Genomic DNA, 14743 nt, shown 5'->3' on the forward strand with positions numbered 1-14743 from the left:
TGGTGATTCCATGGTAAATCGATTCGTATCAGTAAGACAAGTTGGAATGACGGTAGCGTTATTACTTGTGGCGATGTTAATCGTCATTCCACTTTTTCTTATTTTATTTTCTAGTGTATATGAAAATAGCAGTTGGAATTTTTTAAAGCCTTTTGAAGTGATGCAGAGTGGTGGATTAGCGGGAATTTTTCTAAATTCGATGCTTCTAGGTGTACTCGTTGTAATAGGAGCTACAATATTTGCATTTCCATTGGCGTTTATTATGAGCAAAACAGATGTAGGAAAGTATAGTAAGTTAGATATTGTTTTTATGATTCCATTTATGACACCGCCGTATATTGGATCGATGGGCTGGATTTTGTTCATGCAACCTAACGGCTATTTTGAACAATTTTTTCCTATGCTAAAGACAGTTTCATCATCGTTTTTTAGTTTAGGAGGTATGGTCTTAATTATGAGTCTGCATTTATTCCCATTTCTTTATTTCATGCTGAAAAATACGTTACTTCAGATTGGGAGTAGTAAAGAAGAAGCTGCAGCAGTTCATGGCGGAAGTTTTTTCTATCGTTTAAGAAAAATAATATTGCCGTTATTAGTATCAAGCTATGTAATGGGGGCTTTACTCATTTTCGTAAAGACGATTGCTGAATTTGGAACACCGGCTACATTCGGACGTAGAATAGGATTCCACGTGTTAACATCAGAAATTCATAAATTTATTTCGAGTTGGCCTATTGATTTTAGTAGTGCAACAGCATTATCTTCTTTATTACTTAGTGCTTGTATGCTCATTTGGTATATGCAAAATGTATTGAATCGAAAGTATTCATATGCAATGGTTAGTGGAAAAGGTGTGAAATCTAAAAGATATACTTTGTCTATATTTACGCGCGTTGTAGCATGGATGTATGTAATTGGTTTATTAATCGTATCAATTGGAATTCCATACTTTTCTATACTTATTGCTTCTTTGTCAAAATTAAGAGGCGGCGGTTTACATGTAAATAACTTTACAACAAGCCATTATGAGGCATTGTTTACAATGGGATCTCCAGGATTAGAGGCTTTATGGAATAGTTTTCTTTTTTCACTCGTAACAGCGATTATTGCGGTAATGATTGGAGTCTTTTTGGCACTTATGATTCGAAAGGGGAAAAAAACCTCTGAAAAATGGCTTGATATGTGCGGTATGTTACCGAATATGGTACCAGGAATTGTTATGGTTGTAGGTCTTATTCTATTTTGGAATTCACCATATATGCCTATGTCAATTTATAATACACCAATCATGGTTATCGTAACGTATGTTGTTCTGTTTTTACCTTACACGGTGCAATATGTAAAATCATCACTCGGACAAATTGATGATTCTCTCATGCAGGCAGGAAGTGTTTTTTCTGGAAATTATATTTATATTTTTAGAAAAATAATATTGCCTCTTATTATCCCAGGTATTCTTGCTGGATGGGCGATGACATTTACAATTTCGATAAGAGAGTTAGTAGCATCGCTTCTCGTATTACCTCCATCAGTAGAAACGTCAGCAACGTTTATTTTTGCCCAATTTGAACAGGGTGAAGTATCTATAGGCATGGCGATGGCTGTTGTTTCTGTTGGACTTACAACAATATGCTTATTACTGCTACAACATATGGAGCAAAAACGAAAAGGGGTAGTATGATGAGAGTGGAAGTATGGGGAGGAGCAGGAGAATACGGTCGCTCCTGCTATTTTGTAAAAAATAAAGAGACGAAAATATTATTTGATTGTGGTATTAATCGATCTTATGAGGATAGTTATCCAAAAATAGAGAGAGAAGCTGTTCCATTTTTAGATGCGGTATTTTTATCACATATTCATGAAGATCATACGATGGGTTTACCTTTATTAGCGAAGTATGGCTATAAGAAAAAAATTTGGACGACTCGTTATACAAAGGAGCAACTGCCGTTATATTATGAAAAATGGAGAAACTATAATGCGATGCAAGGGTGGAATTTACCTTATAGCGACCAACATATAAAAGATTTAAATTATGTATGTATTGATGAGATTAGTAATCCAAATGAATGGATACAAATTACTCCTACATTGCGGTTTCAATGGGGATATAGTGGGCATGTATTAGGAGCTGTTTGGTTTTTAGTTGATATGTGTAATACATACGTATTTTATTCAGGCGACTATTCAGCAGATTCTAATATACTACGAGCTAATTTACCTGAGAAATTGGGCTACAATATAAAAATCGCAATTGTGGATGCCGCTTATCACACAGATGATGTTTCGCAAAATGAACGTGTAAACGAACTATGTGCAGAAATTGAACGAGTTATGCAAAATAAAGGAATAGCATTATTACCGCTTCCACAACTTGGTAGGGCGCAAGATATAGTATTGTATTTATATGAACGATATAAAGAATTTCCGCTTATAGTGGATAAAGAAATTTTGGCTGGATTTGAAGAGATGTTCGTATATAAAGATTGGATAAAAAATAATGAAGAATTTAAATGGATTATGGAGAGTTTAAAAAGAAACATAATAGTGATGGATAATGACATTAGTATGCAAAATAGTTACGGAATAGTTGTAATGAGTGATGCGAATATGCAAACGAAACGAGCGCAGTTATATTATGAACAACTTCGGAATGAAAAGCGAAATGCCGTTATTTTTACTGGGCATATTGCGAAAGGGAGTTTTGCAGAAAAAGTTATGAAAGAGCATGTAGGTAAAGAATGTAGGGTGAAGCGAGTTCCATATAAAGTTCACCAAAGTATAAGAGACGTTAAAGAGATGTTAAATACATTATTACCAGAACATACGGTGCTAGTGCACGCTTTGAAAGAGGATACGGATCGATTACAACAAAAGCTAAGTTCAGCAGGATATGAAAATGTATATTCACTTGCAATGGAACGTATAGAAGTCATTTAAAATGCAAAGGGGATAGGTATATGAAAAAAGTATTTGTATTCGTAAGCATTTTCTTTTGTTGTTTCCTTTATAACGTTAAGGAAGGGTTTGCTGCTAGTCCAATGAAACCTAGCTTTGAAGTAAAGTTATTATTGAAGTCAGAACAAGTATTAGGTGATAACAAAGAGATGAAGCAAGAGGTGTTAGAACATTTCCAGGCTGGTACAAAATATGAAAGAATACAAGTGCAATTTTTAGATACTGCGAATAAAAGTTTAAGCGAGGAAGGTTGGTTTGCTAGAATTCGAAAGAAAGAATTTAGTAAAGATTTTGAACTAACATATAAAAAAAGATATCCTATTTCAAATGGTGTAATTCAAGATGCACTAGAAGTAGCTAAAAAAGAAGGATTCGATAGTAATACGGATAGTTATGAGGCGGAAATAGATTGGGGATTTGAGAAGAAAACATTAAGCATTTCAAATAAGAAAAGTTACAGTGCTAAAGGATATGGAATACTTGATTTACCAAATAAACAAGCTGCTCAAAACATGTTAATAGAAAAATTACCAGGGAAAATGAACAAATGGTTGTATACAAATTGGGGAGAAGAGATGTTAAAGAATTCCCGTATTTACGGTCCTGTATTAATGAAACGATATACAGGAGAGTTTGAAAACATAAAAGCAAATATTGAAATTTGGCCATTAAGTAATACAGGGAAATTAGAAGATGACTTCGTAATAGAAGTGTCATTTAAAACAAATGAAGAAAGTATTGCGACAAAACAAAGGGAATTATTAATGGCGAGTTTAGAGAAAAAAGGCTGGTTGTTACCGAAAGATAGTTTGAAGACAGAGCTTATTTTTCAGTAAATAGTAAAAAGGAATCCATATGCCATGGATTCCTTTTTATATATGAGTATTAAGCTAAATCAGCTGACACAAACATATCACTATTTTGAAGGTTTTTAGAGCGTAAACTATAAGCAACTACCTTCTTTTTATATTGTTTTACAACATCAACATGCTCTTCATGACTATAAATATAAAATGTAAAATCTTTTTTACCACGTTTTGCATTGATAATTAAAGGAGTGCCTTCATTATAGGGTGGTGCATAATAGCGATCTAAAAATAAACCTTCGTTAAAATCATGAATAATTTTTGATTTCTGTTCGCCTACTAAGTTATTTCCGTTCATTGTAACAGTCACATTCTCTTCTTCGAGTTGTGGATGTGTTTCAAAGCGACTAATAATGGATTCAATAACAGAATTAGGAAGGCTAGAAACGATAATTTTAAATGCTCCAAATACAACTAACATTACAATAAACCAAGTCGTCATAGTATATCATCCCCTTTATTCTATTTAATAATATAACTCATATGGTAATAGTACATATGGTGAAGTTTTGTATAATTTGTGAAAAATATGCCATTTTCACGAACGAAATGTTAGAAAAATCAATTTTGTTACAAAAAGTTGAAATCGAAGTATTTTAAAAGAAAAAGGTTTATAATAAAAATATAACTAATAACCACATTACTAATTATAAGGAAGTGTAACTATGAGTACTGTAGCAATCGTATATGGTATTATTCTTTCCACAATTATTGTTTTGTTTTTTGTTGGGGTTTCACGTTATATTCATAAATGGAAAGAAGGCGTTGCGAAATTAAATCACATTGAAGAAGAACTTAGTGATTTAATGTTACATCATGGTAAGTAAACATTTATTTTTTAACTAAAAAATGTGAAGGATATCACAAAGCATGCTTTCCTAATGAAGGCGTGTTTTTTTGTTGTTTAAGAAAAGAAGTGTTTTTGTATAAATAATCTAATTATTACTTAAAAAGGCAAATTTATTTAGTATAATATATAATATGTTTATTTTAGGGGGAGTATCATGAGGGGATTAAAAGTTGTTGGAATTATAGCTGGAATTACTATAGTAGGCTGTATAGCTTTCTTTTCAGTGAAGGAATATGTCAATTCCAAAGAAGACTCTAATTATGTGCTAAATTACATAAAAGAACATAAGGATGATAAAACAACTTCTTTAATTGTTAAAAGAAATGGTGAAACATTGACATCAATAAATGAAAAAGAAAAACTACCGCTAGCAAGTATGTCGAAAATCATTATAGCAATTGAATATGCTAAGCAAGTAGATGAAGGGAAAATAAGAAAAGACGAGCAAATTTCATTGAAAGAATTAGAAAAATACTATGTGAAAAATACTGATGGTGGTGCACACCCTGCATGGCTAGATGATGTAAAAGTTAAAGAGTTAGTGAAGGGTGGTCAAACTTCTTTAGAAGAAGTAGTGAAAGGAATGATCCATTATAGTTCGAATGCGAATGCATCATATTTATTAGACAAGCTTGGAGCAGCGCGGATAAATGAAAGTTTGAAAGAGTTAGGCTTAAATAGTCACGATGAATTTTATCCAACGTATACAGGGGCATTATATATGAGGGGCTATGTTGAAAAAGAACTGCATATTCCTCAAAATAAAGCATTGGACAAGCTACGTAATATGTCTAATGATGAATATGTTAAGCATGTATGGCAAATACATGAATGGATGAAAGACGAGAAAGAATGGACAAAACGCGAGATATCTTTAAAAGCCGATATGGACTTTCAGCGTATTTGGTCAGATCGGTTTATAGGTGCAAATGCGAAGGATTACATGAGTTTACTGGAAAAGATAAATAGCAGAAATTATTTTACACCACAAATGCAAGGTGAGATTGAGAATATATTTAAAGGAACCGTAGGAGAGGGTATGTTCGAATTTGCTGGACAGAAAGGTGGTTCTACTGCATTTGTATTAACAAATAGTTTCTATGGTACTGATAAAAAAGGGAATAAGATTGAGATTGTCTTTATGATGAACAATTTGAGTGAAAAAGCATTTGAAAAGCTTCTAAGTAATATGGATTACTTTATTCGAGATATTGTCATAAGTGAGGAATTCAGAAATAAATTATAATGAAATAATTTTATTATGTAAACAAAGGGGCACTTATGAAAAGTGCTTTTTTGTAATACAGGATTTTCCAATCTTATTATTGAATATAAATTGAAAATAAGAAAGGAGGTTGAAAAATGACAACAATATATTTCGTTCGCCATGCCCATTCTACATATACAAAAGAAGAACGGGAACGACCTTTATCTGAAAAAGGGCACTGTGATGCAGAGAATGTAACACATTTATTAAAAGATAAACATATTGATGTTGTTATTTCTAGTCCGTACAAAAGAGCAATCCAAACTGTACAAGGAATTGCGAATACATATAAATTATCAATACAAACAGAAGAAGATTTGCGTGAAAGATTATTGAGCACAGAGCCAGTACCAAATTTTAATGATGCTATGCAGAATGTGTGGGAAGATTGGAGTTTTGCATACGAAGGCGGAGAATCGAATGATATCGCACAAAGGCGCGCTGTAATATGTATGCAAAATATATTAAAACAATATGAAGGTAAGAATATTGTAATAGGTACGCATGGAAATATTATGGTATTACTCATGAATTATTTTAATTCGAAATATGATTTTGAGTTTTGGAAAACACTTCATATGCCTGATGTGTATAAATTAAATTTTGATAAAAATCGTTTCATTTCTGCTGAAAGAATAGAGAAAACAGGTCATCGGTTAAATATTTTGTAAAAGTTTATCAAAAAAAGAGGAAAGAGAGAAGTTATTGTAGAAGTATGACTTTGTAACATAAAAAATATATGTTAAAGGAGGCTGTTTACATGTTTGAGAAAGAGAAAGAAGGGCTTATTGAAGTTCAAAACGTATATGAAATTGCACCAGAAGATGGAACAATCATTGGTATGGCAACGGAAGAAGAAATGGAAATTGCTGCTGAACTAGAGTTACAGTACTATGCCCATTCTCGTTTGTTAGAAGCAAATATTCAGTTAGACGGTTCCTCCTACAAAGAGTTACTTCAGGAGTTCCAGGAGTACGAAAGAAAATCAATGAGCTTTTGGCGAGCGATACATAAACGTTTAGCTGTGCCATGGGCGTGGGTACTACGTATTGATGTTGCGAATGGCCCTATATATGTAAGTAATGGAAGTTCATATTACGAAGAAATCGATGATGAAGAAGATTATGAATAGATAAGTAAGGAAGCAGCTTTAGTTGCTTCCTTTTTTTATTTGTAAGAAATGAATCGCCTCAATAATAATATCTGGTCGATCATTTTCTATACCGTGACTAGCATGTTCGGCAAGAATATATTGGCTGTTAGTTGAGAGGTGTAATTGTTCGTGAATTAGTTCTTGCCACATTGCTTCAAGTTGTGTTGCTTCCTCTTTTGGCATGCCACCATTAGTCAATTGAGTAATAGAATATTGAGGATCTCTACCGATAACGATTAATGGTATTTCTAATGTTTTACATAGCTCTTTTAGTGAGAGAGCACAGTTTTTCCACTCCGATAGTTCAGAAGCTGTCGCTTTATATAATGAAGGCGAGGTAGAGAATTCAATTTGCTGTTTTGATTGATCGGTGAGAATAGGTTTTAGTTCGTTATAAAGTGTGTCTACATCCATTTTTGAATACATATTATATTTTTGAAACCAAACATCATCAGAATCAGTTTGATCAGAAATTGGTAAATGAAGTTCATCTAAACGGTGTAAGTTCATCGAAGTAGAATCAACTAAAATAAGTGCTTGCAGCTTATCTTCATGTAACATCGCAAAATGTTGTGCACATAATCCTCCATAGGAATGACCGATTAGAATAAATGGTTCTTGAATAGCTAGTTTGTTTAGTAACATATGTAGCTCTTTTGTAACTTGCCTTATTGTACGCGGCTGATTGCCTAAATCACTTTTTCCGTAACCTGGGCGATGGTATGAAACAACTGTAAAGTGCTCTGAAAGCTTTTCTATAATAGGAAACCAATCATAAAATGAGCAAGTCATTCCGGTTTGAATGACTACAGTTTGTTTACCATCTCCTTTTATATGTACTTCTATATTTTGCCCCATTATTTCTACAAATTTATGAATGTTAATTCCTCCTAAGCTTGAAATAATTTTTGACAAGCAAAAACGATACACCAAACACCTATACCAAGTAGGACAGATGTACTAAGTGTAAATGAATTTTTTAAACCAATATAGACAATAAATAATAGTAGTGCTGATGCGGGGAATCCATATAATACCCCTAAAGCAAATTGACTCAATTCTTGTTTATTTCCGCCTTCGAATGAAATCCAAAATAAACTAAGTAAACTCACGAGAGGAAGGGCAGCAATAAAGCCACCTATCGTACTGTAATGTTTAGCGACTTCAGTGATAACGCCGATAATAAGTGCCGAAACGATTATTTTAACGAGGAAATGCATATTTTGCCTCCTTCGCTAATAAGGAAAATGCTTTTTCAATTAATTGTTGTTCTTCTGTTGATAACTGTGATTCTAATATTTTTATCTTTTCTTTATCTAGTAAAATATGTTTTTCTAATACTTCAATTCCTTCAATTGTTAATGTAAGGTTTACCACTCTTTCATCTTTTTTATTTCTCTCTTTAACGATGAAACCCTTTTGAATAAGGCGTTTTATATGTTCAGATGCTGTGTTATGAGAAAGACTAAGCTCAGTAGCGACTTTTCCAATTGTTATATCTTTCTCACGAGAAACGATTTGTAAAATACGAATTGCTTGGTGGGAAAGGTTGTCCTCGTATTCGTATCGTAAGTGATAATAAATGCTCTCCCAATGTTGATTAATGTTGTACATAATAATAAATCTCCTTTTTATATCGTATAGTAAGATATATTCGTGATTTCAGAAATAAAACCCTTTTATTTGGATAAAAAATGTTGAAAAAGTTTATTTTTATTGAAATATAAGGTAATCTATGTGTAAAGGTATACATTTAGCAAGAGAGAGGATGATAGCTGTGAATACATTCAAATGGATTAGTCATGAACAGATGTATGTAGATGAAATACATGTTGAAAAATGTGGTCCTCTTTCAGTCGGCGTATATGGGGGAAATCAAGAGAGTGATGCATATGAACGAGGAGATGCGGTGCTGGCTTGGTGGGATCCTGAATTACAATTTGAATTTGTTATGATTTTTGATACACATCACAAAACAAAAAATATAGATTATATAATAGAAGCGATTTCGGAAAGAAAAGAAAAACTAAAAGAGTTATTCTCATATCCAATACATTTAGCTTTCCATCATACACATATGTACTTATTAGCGTTATTTACAGATGAGTTATTTATTAAAAAGTGTGATCAAGATGATGAGGAACTCGCTTGCTTAATTTGTTTACGAAAAGGCGAATTTTTATATTGGTTATCAGTTGGTGATTGTTTCGCGTATTTATTCCATTCTGAGAAAACGAAAAATGGAAAAGGACGATTAAATAAACGGAAGAATTACGAATATATTGGCAGGAAAAATATTTTTGCAGCAAATACACCTTGCTTTACGTCAGGTGTAAGAGGATTAGAAAAAGGAATGAATCACATTGTAATGGCAACGGACGGTATTTTAGAGTGTGACAAACGAAGGTTTGATGATGATCAATCTTTAGTAGAAATATTACACGACGGAAATAGCTTGCAGATTGAGCCCGTATTAACAAATGTACTGCAGTGGAAAGGTAGAGACTGTGCCACGATTATTGGATGGTCTATTGATACTGATAATAAACAATGTGCTAATTAATATAAAAGGAGTTCAAGGTTTTTATCCTTGAACTCCTTTTTGTTAAGCAATATGGATGTGATATGTTTTTAACCATTCATTTACTTGTAGCATATACTCCATGGCACTTCTTGCTTCAAAATTGTTAATCTCTTTATTACTTTGATCAGCAATTGAAAGTAAGATGGAATGGTTAATAAGTGAGAAAATAGGATTGTTTTTATTGCTACACATATCAAGTGTTAAATTACGGATTGTTTGTAAGTAGTGTGGATCTTGTGAAGTTGGATAAGCGCTTTTTCTTCTATTACGTACATCGTCAGGTAAAGCTGGTTGTAGTGCTCTACGTAAAATGCCTTTTTCAATATTATCAATACTTTTTATGTTGAAAGGAACATTCCATAAATATTCAACTAATCTATAATCGCAAAACGGTACACGAACTTCAAATCCAACAGCCATACTCATACGATCTTTACGGTCAAGTAAGAAAGGAAGGAATCGTGTTAAAAATAAATAAAACATTTGGCGTTGTTTCGCGGATTTTTTACTTTCCCCTTCAAGAGTAGGTACTTCAAGTATCGCTTCTTGGAATCGTGTATCAATATAGTTTTCGAGATTACATTGGTTACTTACTTCATTTAGTAGAAGAGGAGATGTATTTTTCCAATTTGTTAGCCAAGGAAACTTATCTACATATAGTAATTCTTCTTGATGAAACCAAGGGTATCCACCGAATACTTCATCAGCCGATTCACCGGATAAAGCTACGGTCGCATCTTTTTTCATTTCGCAAAATAGTAAATATAGTGAAGTTTCCATTTCACCAGCACTCGGTAAATCTTTCGCATGAAGGGGAACGAATAAGTGATTTGCTAATTCTTCAGCATTCACAATAATATCATGATGCGCTGTCCCTACATGTTCAGAAACGCGTTTTACCCAAGGAGCGTCTAAACCAGTGCGAGCAAATGTCAGCTCGAAATCTTTTGCACTATTTACAAAGTCAACGGAATACGTATGAAGTGTTTTATTTTCCGCAGCAAATTCTTTACCCGCAAGTGCAGTAATACCGCTAGAGTCTAATCCGCCTGATAACATACAAACGAGAGGAACATCGGCAATTAATTGTCTTTTTACTGTATCTTGTAAAATAGATAAAATATGCGAAGATGTATCTTCTATAGAGTCTGTATGGAACTTACTTTCTAAATTCCAATACTTCGTAACTACTTTTTTATGACGTGTAAATGTTATAGAATGTCCAGCACGTACTTCTTGAATATGTTTAAAGACGCCACATCCTGGAGTGCGAAATAAGCCTAATCCAAATATTTCATTTATTCCACCCGCATCAAGTTCAGCAGGGACAGATGGATGCGCTAATAATGCTTTAATTTCAGAGCCGAAAATAATACTGTCATTTCTTTCTGTGTAAAAGAGTGGTTTTACACCTAAATGATCTCGTGCTAAAAACAATTGTTGCTTCTGATCATCCCATAAGGCAAAAGCGAAAATTCCGTTTAAATATCGCACGCAGTCTTCTTTCCATTCTAAATAAGCATGTAGTAATACTTCTGTATCTGAATGGGTTTCAAATGCATGCCCACATTTTTGAAGCTGCTCTTTAAGTTCACGGAAATTATAAATTTCTCCATTATAGGTAAGAGCATACGTATAATCACCAGCACGGAATGTCTTCGGCTGTGTCCCGCCTTCTGGATCAATTACAATTAAACGCCGGTGTGCAAAGGCCGCATGAGGTGAAAACCAAAATCCTTCAGCATCTGGACCACGATGCTCAATACTATTTGCCATCTTTTTTAAAATAACATGTTGATTTGAAAGGTCTTCCTTCCAATCTACCCAACCTGTAATTCCACACATACACATCTCATCTCCTAAATTAAAATAGTAGATTAACGAAATAAAATGTACACTAAGTTAAAAAGTGACTATATAAATAGTGTACTACATGAATTAAATTACAGACTTGAGAAAATTTTCTTTGAACGCATAGTTATGTGAGACAATGGCTAAGGGAAAGTATTCCATTACATACAAAAAATAAAAAGATGAGAGAAAAAATTTTCTCAGACGTTATATAGGGTGTAAAAGCTTTTACAAAACAATAAGGGGAATCGCTACATGAAATCAAATGAGAAAAATTTTATAAAAAGATTACAGCGGCAAAAAGAAGACGCGTTAGAATTTGTTGTCGATACATACTTACCACTCATAAAGGGGATCACGCATAAAGTTCTACTTCCCATTCAAAATGATGGACTCATAGAGGAATGTATAAACGATATATTTCTTTCCATTTGGAATAACGCAAATAAATTTCATGGAGAGCCGAGTGATTTTAAAAAGTGGATTGCAGCGATTGCAAAGTTTAAAGCAATTGATTATTACCGGAAATCGACTAAAACGGTAGAAATCATTTCAGATGAGTTTCATATCAGTACAGAAAAATCAGCAGAAGACGAATTAATCGTTATGGAAGATAGGGAAGAATTATTGAAGCTCATTAATCAATTAGAACCGCTAGATCAAAAGGTGTTCATTATGAAATATTTACTTGGTATGAAGACAGAGGAAATAGGTGACAAGTTAGGATTAACTCGGGCAGCAATTGATAATCGAGTGTACCGTGGGAAAAAGAAACTACAACAAAATGCTACGAATATTAGTTTTGGAGGTAGTGCAATATGAAAGACATTTATGAACTATTAAATGATATTGATATAGACGAAAAAGAACTAGAAGAAATTGAGGCTTCTGAAATTGAAAAGGAAAAAGTAAAACGAAATGTAAAACAATCGATACGTACGAAGAAAAAGATGAAAAGTTGGAAAAAAGGTGTGGCTGCTGCATCTATTTTAGTAGGATTATCAGTTGCAACACTCGGTATCGGATTTCCTACATATGCGGGGGGATTGCCAATTGTAGGGGACATATTCCGATTTTTAGATAATGGTAGAACAGGGTTATATGAAAATTATAAAGAATTTTCGACTGAGTTGAATATGACGAGAGAGAGTAGTGGAGTTAAGGTTACAATTAATGATGTAATTTCTGATGGCAGAACATTATCTATAACGTATTCACTGGAAAGTGAGCAGGACTTAGGGGAGGATCCTATCATATTAGGGGGATTGGATATAATGGACGCTCATGGTAGTTCAGGCAGTGGTAAAATGACTAAAGTTAATGAAAAAAAGTATGTAGGTATGGTAACAACGACGCATCATGATAGCAATAAAAAGGACAAAGTAAACTTTAGATGGAATATAGAGAGAATAGAGATGCCAGATAGGAAAAAATCAATACAAGGTAATTGGAATTTCGCCTTAACTGTAAAATCAGTGGATAGTAAAGAGAGAACAATTGGTGGGAGTTCGGAAAAAGAAGGTATAAAAGCAAATATGGAAAAGGTCGCAATATCGCCAGTTTCATTTATTCTTTATTACAATCAAGAGGTTTCTAAGGGCGCAAAGAAAGAATGGGATAGTGTAGATGTTGAATTGACGGTTAAGGATGATTTAGGGAATATTTATTCGGGTGAAGGAAATGGGGGAAGTGGCAACGATCCTTACAATATCCATTGGAGTGCCACCTTCCAAAAACTAAACGAAAATGCAACAAAGCTTATCGTTACACCTCGTGTGCACTTGCGAGTACATACAACTGAAAATCATGGTGGAGTAGAGTATGTGAATGGGAAAGAGAAGAAAATAGAAGTGCCGAAAAAAGAAGCGAAGAGTAAAGATATTGTGTTAGATGATATCGTCATTGATTTAAAGAAATAAAAGAGAGACTGCCTAAAACCATTTAGGCAGTCTCTTTTTCGTTAAGAACTAGTAACGAGTAGTGCATGCGGATGCTGCGTTTTATATTCATCTTTCCACGGAATGTTTAGTTGTTCCCATGATTCGCCGCTATCATTGGATTGAAAGACGCCATTGTTATTTAACGTGTAGAACGTATGTGGTTCGGCTTCGTTTGTAGCAAACATCGAAATGACTGTACCGATTGCAGATGGTAGTCCTTGTTGTACTTGCTGGAACGGAGTATCTTTCGTTTTTCGATAAATATAAGATTCATAAGGGATACGGTGATGAGCCAGATCAGCACTCGGTGCAGCTGAAACGAGAATCGTATTGCAATCAGCTGGATCAATTGCCATGCTGTATAAATAATGATGTTCAAGTCCTTCACTACATGAGATCCAGCTGTTTCCATTGTTATAACTTTCAAGATAAGCACGATCAGGTCCGCCCATAAATCCGTCACCACATGATGCATAAAGACGATTTGGTGCTTCAGGGTGCATAAGTAATTGATGAGCATCGATAGGAGCACCGAATTTTTTATCAATCCATGTATGCCCTTTATCATTACTTTGAATAACAGCACCAGCTTCGATTGAAACGTGTATTGTATTAGGGTTGTTTGGATCAACTGTAATCCAGCGTACGTGATGGGTAAAAGGTCTAGGCGGGAAAGCCCACGTATAAGAAGATAATAATGATTTCATATTTTTAAGTTCAGTCCACGTTTCACCACCATTTTCAGAGCGAAATAAAGCGCTCGGTTCTGTGCCGACATAAACGACCCCATATCCGTTCACTTGTTCATTTGAGCTTATTGTTATGGAAGTGATAGAGGAGTGTAAAATACCATCTTCTTTAGGGAAATCAAAGTAACGATAAGAATCTCCAATTGGTCTCCATGAATCCCCGCTATCGTCGCTTAACCATAGACCTCGTCCGAATGTTCCGCAATATACACGGTTTGGGCGGAACGGATCAACAGCGATACAGGTAGGTTGCATATTTTGTAAGTGGTAAGTCGTTTCATAGTTATCATATTGTTCTTTCACTACAACAAGTTCACGTTCCATACAGAGAAATAAACGTTTCATTTTAGTAACCTCCTTAAAAAGTCTTTCATTAGTAAACAATATGAAAATAAAAAAGAAGTAGTCTTGTTTTTATTTGAGAAAAAGGGATTGTCTAAAAAGTAGCGAAGTGTGTATACAGAGGAAGCGGGCGTTTACAATCAGTTGATTCGGGATAAAGATGGGGAGTTTGTTTCATACTAA

17 protein-coding genes are annotated in these 14743 nt (G+C 34.0%); 11 read left to right on the forward strand and 6 right to left on the reverse strand.

The window, feature by feature from the left end; genetic code table 11:
- The first annotated feature begins 10 nt into the window (after positions 1–10).
- Genes GD442_RS08260 through GD442_RS08270 form a run of 3 tightly spaced genes read left to right on the forward strand, consistent with a single transcriptional unit; the run spans position 11 to position 3794 of the window.
- Positions 11–1681: an ABC transporter permease gene (locus GD442_RS08260; RefSeq protein ID WP_000248170.1), complete on the forward strand. Its 1671-nt coding sequence runs from the start codon at positions 11–13 to the stop codon at positions 1679–1681.
- On the forward strand, positions 1678–2940 hold the full coding sequence (locus GD442_RS08265) for an MBL fold metallo-hydrolase (RefSeq protein ID WP_033666100.1): 1263 nt from the start codon (positions 1678–1680) through the stop codon (positions 2938–2940). The genes GD442_RS08260 and GD442_RS08265 overlap by 4 nt, the downstream gene beginning before the upstream one ends.
- A gap of 20 nt (positions 2941–2960) precedes the next feature.
- On the forward strand, positions 2961–3794 hold the full coding sequence (locus GD442_RS08270) for a hypothetical protein (protein ID WP_000755321.1): 834 nt from the start codon (positions 2961–2963) through the stop codon (positions 3792–3794).
- A gap of 49 nt (positions 3795–3843) precedes the next feature.
- Here GD442_RS08270 and GD442_RS08275 read toward each other — a convergent pair whose 3' ends face one another.
- Complete coding sequence (locus GD442_RS08275; RefSeq protein ID WP_000214582.1) at positions 3844–4266, reverse strand: YfmQ family protein; 423 nt, start codon at positions 4264–4266, stop codon at positions 3844–3846.
- 41 nt (positions 4267–4307) lie between these two features.
- Between GD442_RS08275 and GD442_RS08280 the strand changes: the two genes are divergently transcribed.
- From GD442_RS08280 to GD442_RS08300, 5 genes are all read left to right on the forward strand, one after another.
- The gene (locus GD442_RS08280; protein WP_001987133.1) at positions 4308–4424 is read left to right on the forward strand and encodes a hypothetical protein; all 117 of its coding nucleotides are present in this window, start codon (positions 4308–4310) and stop codon (positions 4422–4424) included.
- A 65-nt stretch (positions 4425–4489) separates the two neighbouring features.
- Positions 4490–4651 (forward strand): hypothetical protein, encoded by a 162-nt coding sequence (locus GD442_RS08285; RefSeq protein ID WP_000108701.1) that lies wholly within the window; start codon positions 4490–4492, stop codon positions 4649–4651.
- Positions 4652–4828: 177 nt separating this feature from the next.
- Positions 4829–5920 (forward strand): serine hydrolase, encoded by a 1092-nt coding sequence (locus tag GD442_RS08290; protein WP_001214667.1) that lies wholly within the window; start codon positions 4829–4831, stop codon positions 5918–5920.
- A 116-nt stretch (positions 5921–6036) separates the two neighbouring features.
- Positions 6037–6612, forward strand: a complete 576-nt coding sequence (locus tag GD442_RS08295) for a histidine phosphatase family protein (protein ID WP_000208261.1) — start codon at positions 6037–6039, stop codon at positions 6610–6612.
- Between the two features lie 89 nt (positions 6613–6701).
- Positions 6702–7073 (forward strand): hypothetical protein, encoded by a 372-nt coding sequence (locus GD442_RS08300; protein ID WP_000461779.1) that lies wholly within the window; start codon positions 6702–6704, stop codon positions 7071–7073.
- A gap of 18 nt (positions 7074–7091) precedes the next feature.
- On the opposite strand, the gene GD442_RS08305 is transcribed toward GD442_RS08300, so the two are convergent.
- From GD442_RS08305 to GD442_RS08315, 3 genes are read right to left on the reverse strand one after another with little or no spacing between them, the layout of a single operon-like run.
- Positions 7092–8024 (reverse strand): alpha/beta fold hydrolase, encoded by a 933-nt coding sequence (locus tag GD442_RS08305; protein WP_002179077.1) that lies wholly within the window; start codon positions 8022–8024, stop codon positions 7092–7094.
- Positions 7985–8314, reverse strand: coding sequence for a DUF3147 family protein (locus GD442_RS08310; protein ID WP_000545608.1), 330 nt, complete (start codon positions 8312–8314; stop codon positions 7985–7987). The genes GD442_RS08305 and GD442_RS08310 overlap by 40 nt, the downstream gene beginning before the upstream one ends.
- A complete protein-coding gene (locus tag GD442_RS08315) occupies positions 8298–8708 on the reverse strand; it encodes a MarR family winged helix-turn-helix transcriptional regulator (RefSeq protein WP_000282375.1) in 411 nt (136 codons plus the stop codon). Before GD442_RS08315 ends, GD442_RS08310 begins: the two co-directional genes overlap by 17 nt.
- A gap of 121 nt (positions 8709–8829) precedes the next feature.
- On the opposite strand from GD442_RS08315, the gene GD442_RS08320 reads away from it, so the two are divergent.
- The gene (locus GD442_RS08320) at positions 8830–9657 is read left to right on the forward strand and encodes a PP2C family serine/threonine-protein phosphatase (RefSeq protein ID WP_002040904.1); all 828 of its coding nucleotides are present in this window, start codon (positions 8830–8832) and stop codon (positions 9655–9657) included.
- A 42-nt stretch (positions 9658–9699) separates the two neighbouring features.
- On the opposite strand, the gene asnB is transcribed toward GD442_RS08320, so the two are convergent.
- Complete coding sequence (asnB, locus tag GD442_RS08325) at positions 9700–11523, reverse strand: asparagine synthase (glutamine-hydrolyzing) (protein ID WP_000333931.1); 1824 nt, start codon at positions 11521–11523, stop codon at positions 9700–9702.
- Between the two features lie 261 nt (positions 11524–11784).
- On the opposite strand from asnB, the gene GD442_RS08330 reads away from it, so the two are divergent.
- Both GD442_RS08330 and GD442_RS08335 read left to right on the forward strand, forming a co-directional pair.
- Positions 11785–12351, forward strand: a complete 567-nt coding sequence (locus tag GD442_RS08330; RefSeq protein WP_000840007.1) for a sigma-70 family RNA polymerase sigma factor — start codon at positions 11785–11787, stop codon at positions 12349–12351.
- Positions 12348–13448, forward strand: a complete 1101-nt coding sequence (locus tag GD442_RS08335) for a DUF4179 domain-containing protein (protein ID WP_159365073.1) — start codon at positions 12348–12350, stop codon at positions 13446–13448. The genes GD442_RS08330 and GD442_RS08335 overlap by 4 nt, the downstream gene beginning before the upstream one ends.
- Before the next feature lie 41 nt (positions 13449–13489).
- On the opposite strand, the gene GD442_RS08340 is transcribed toward GD442_RS08335, so the two are convergent.
- Positions 13490–14563, reverse strand: a complete 1074-nt coding sequence (locus GD442_RS08340; RefSeq protein ID WP_000825323.1) for a WD40/YVTN/BNR-like repeat-containing protein — start codon at positions 14561–14563, stop codon at positions 13490–13492.
- Positions 14564–14743 lie beyond the last annotated feature (180 nt).

It is taken from the genome of Bacillus sp. A260 (genome assembly GCF_009861435.1).
In the GTDB taxonomy this organism is placed as follows: Bacteria; Bacillota; Bacilli; order Bacillales; family Bacillaceae_G; genus Bacillus_A; species Bacillus_A cereus.

Excerpts from the sequence above, each read along its gene's own strand:
- GD442_RS08260 (WP_000248170.1), top strand. The coding sequence starts at position 11 with ATGGTAAATCGATTCGTATCAGTAAGACAAGTTGGAATGACGGTAGCG.
- GD442_RS08265 (WP_033666100.1), top strand. The coding sequence starts at position 1,678 with ATGATGAGAGTGGAAGTATGGGGAGGAGCAGGAGAATACGGTCGCTCC.
- GD442_RS08270 (WP_000755321.1), top strand. The coding sequence starts at position 2,961 with ATGAAAAAAGTATTTGTATTCGTAAGCATTTTCTTTTGTTGTTTCCTT.
- GD442_RS08275 (WP_000214582.1), bottom strand. The coding sequence starts at position 4,266 with ATGACGACTTGGTTTATTGTAATGTTAGTTGTATTTGGAGCATTTAAA.
- GD442_RS08280 (WP_001987133.1), top strand. The coding sequence starts at position 4,308 with ATGGTAATAGTACATATGGTGAAGTTTTGTATAATTTGTGAAAAATAT.
- GD442_RS08285 (WP_000108701.1), top strand. The coding sequence starts at position 4,490 with ATGAGTACTGTAGCAATCGTATATGGTATTATTCTTTCCACAATTATT.
- GD442_RS08290 (WP_001214667.1), top strand. The coding sequence starts at position 4,829 with ATGAGGGGATTAAAAGTTGTTGGAATTATAGCTGGAATTACTATAGTA.
- GD442_RS08295 (WP_000208261.1), top strand. The coding sequence starts at position 6,037 with ATGACAACAATATATTTCGTTCGCCATGCCCATTCTACATATACAAAA.
- GD442_RS08300 (WP_000461779.1), top strand. The coding sequence starts at position 6,702 with ATGTTTGAGAAAGAGAAAGAAGGGCTTATTGAAGTTCAAAACGTATAT.
- GD442_RS08310 (WP_000545608.1), bottom strand. The coding sequence starts at position 8,314 with ATGCATTTCCTCGTTAAAATAATCGTTTCGGCACTTATTATCGGCGTT.
- GD442_RS08315 (WP_000282375.1), bottom strand. The coding sequence starts at position 8,708 with ATGTACAACATTAATCAACATTGGGAGAGCATTTATTATCACTTACGA.
- GD442_RS08320 (WP_002040904.1), top strand. The coding sequence starts at position 8,830 with ATGTGTAAAGGTATACATTTAGCAAGAGAGAGGATGATAGCTGTGAAT.
- asnB (WP_000333931.1), bottom strand. The coding sequence starts at position 11,523 with ATGTGTGGAATTACAGGTTGGGTAGATTGGAAGGAAGACCTTTCAAAT.
- GD442_RS08330 (WP_000840007.1), top strand. The coding sequence starts at position 11,785 with ATGAAATCAAATGAGAAAAATTTTATAAAAAGATTACAGCGGCAAAAA.
- GD442_RS08335 (WP_159365073.1), top strand. The coding sequence starts at position 12,348 with ATGAAAGACATTTATGAACTATTAAATGATATTGATATAGACGAAAAA.
- GD442_RS08340 (WP_000825323.1), bottom strand. The coding sequence starts at position 14,563 with ATGAAACGTTTATTTCTCTGTATGGAACGTGAACTTGTTGTAGTGAAA.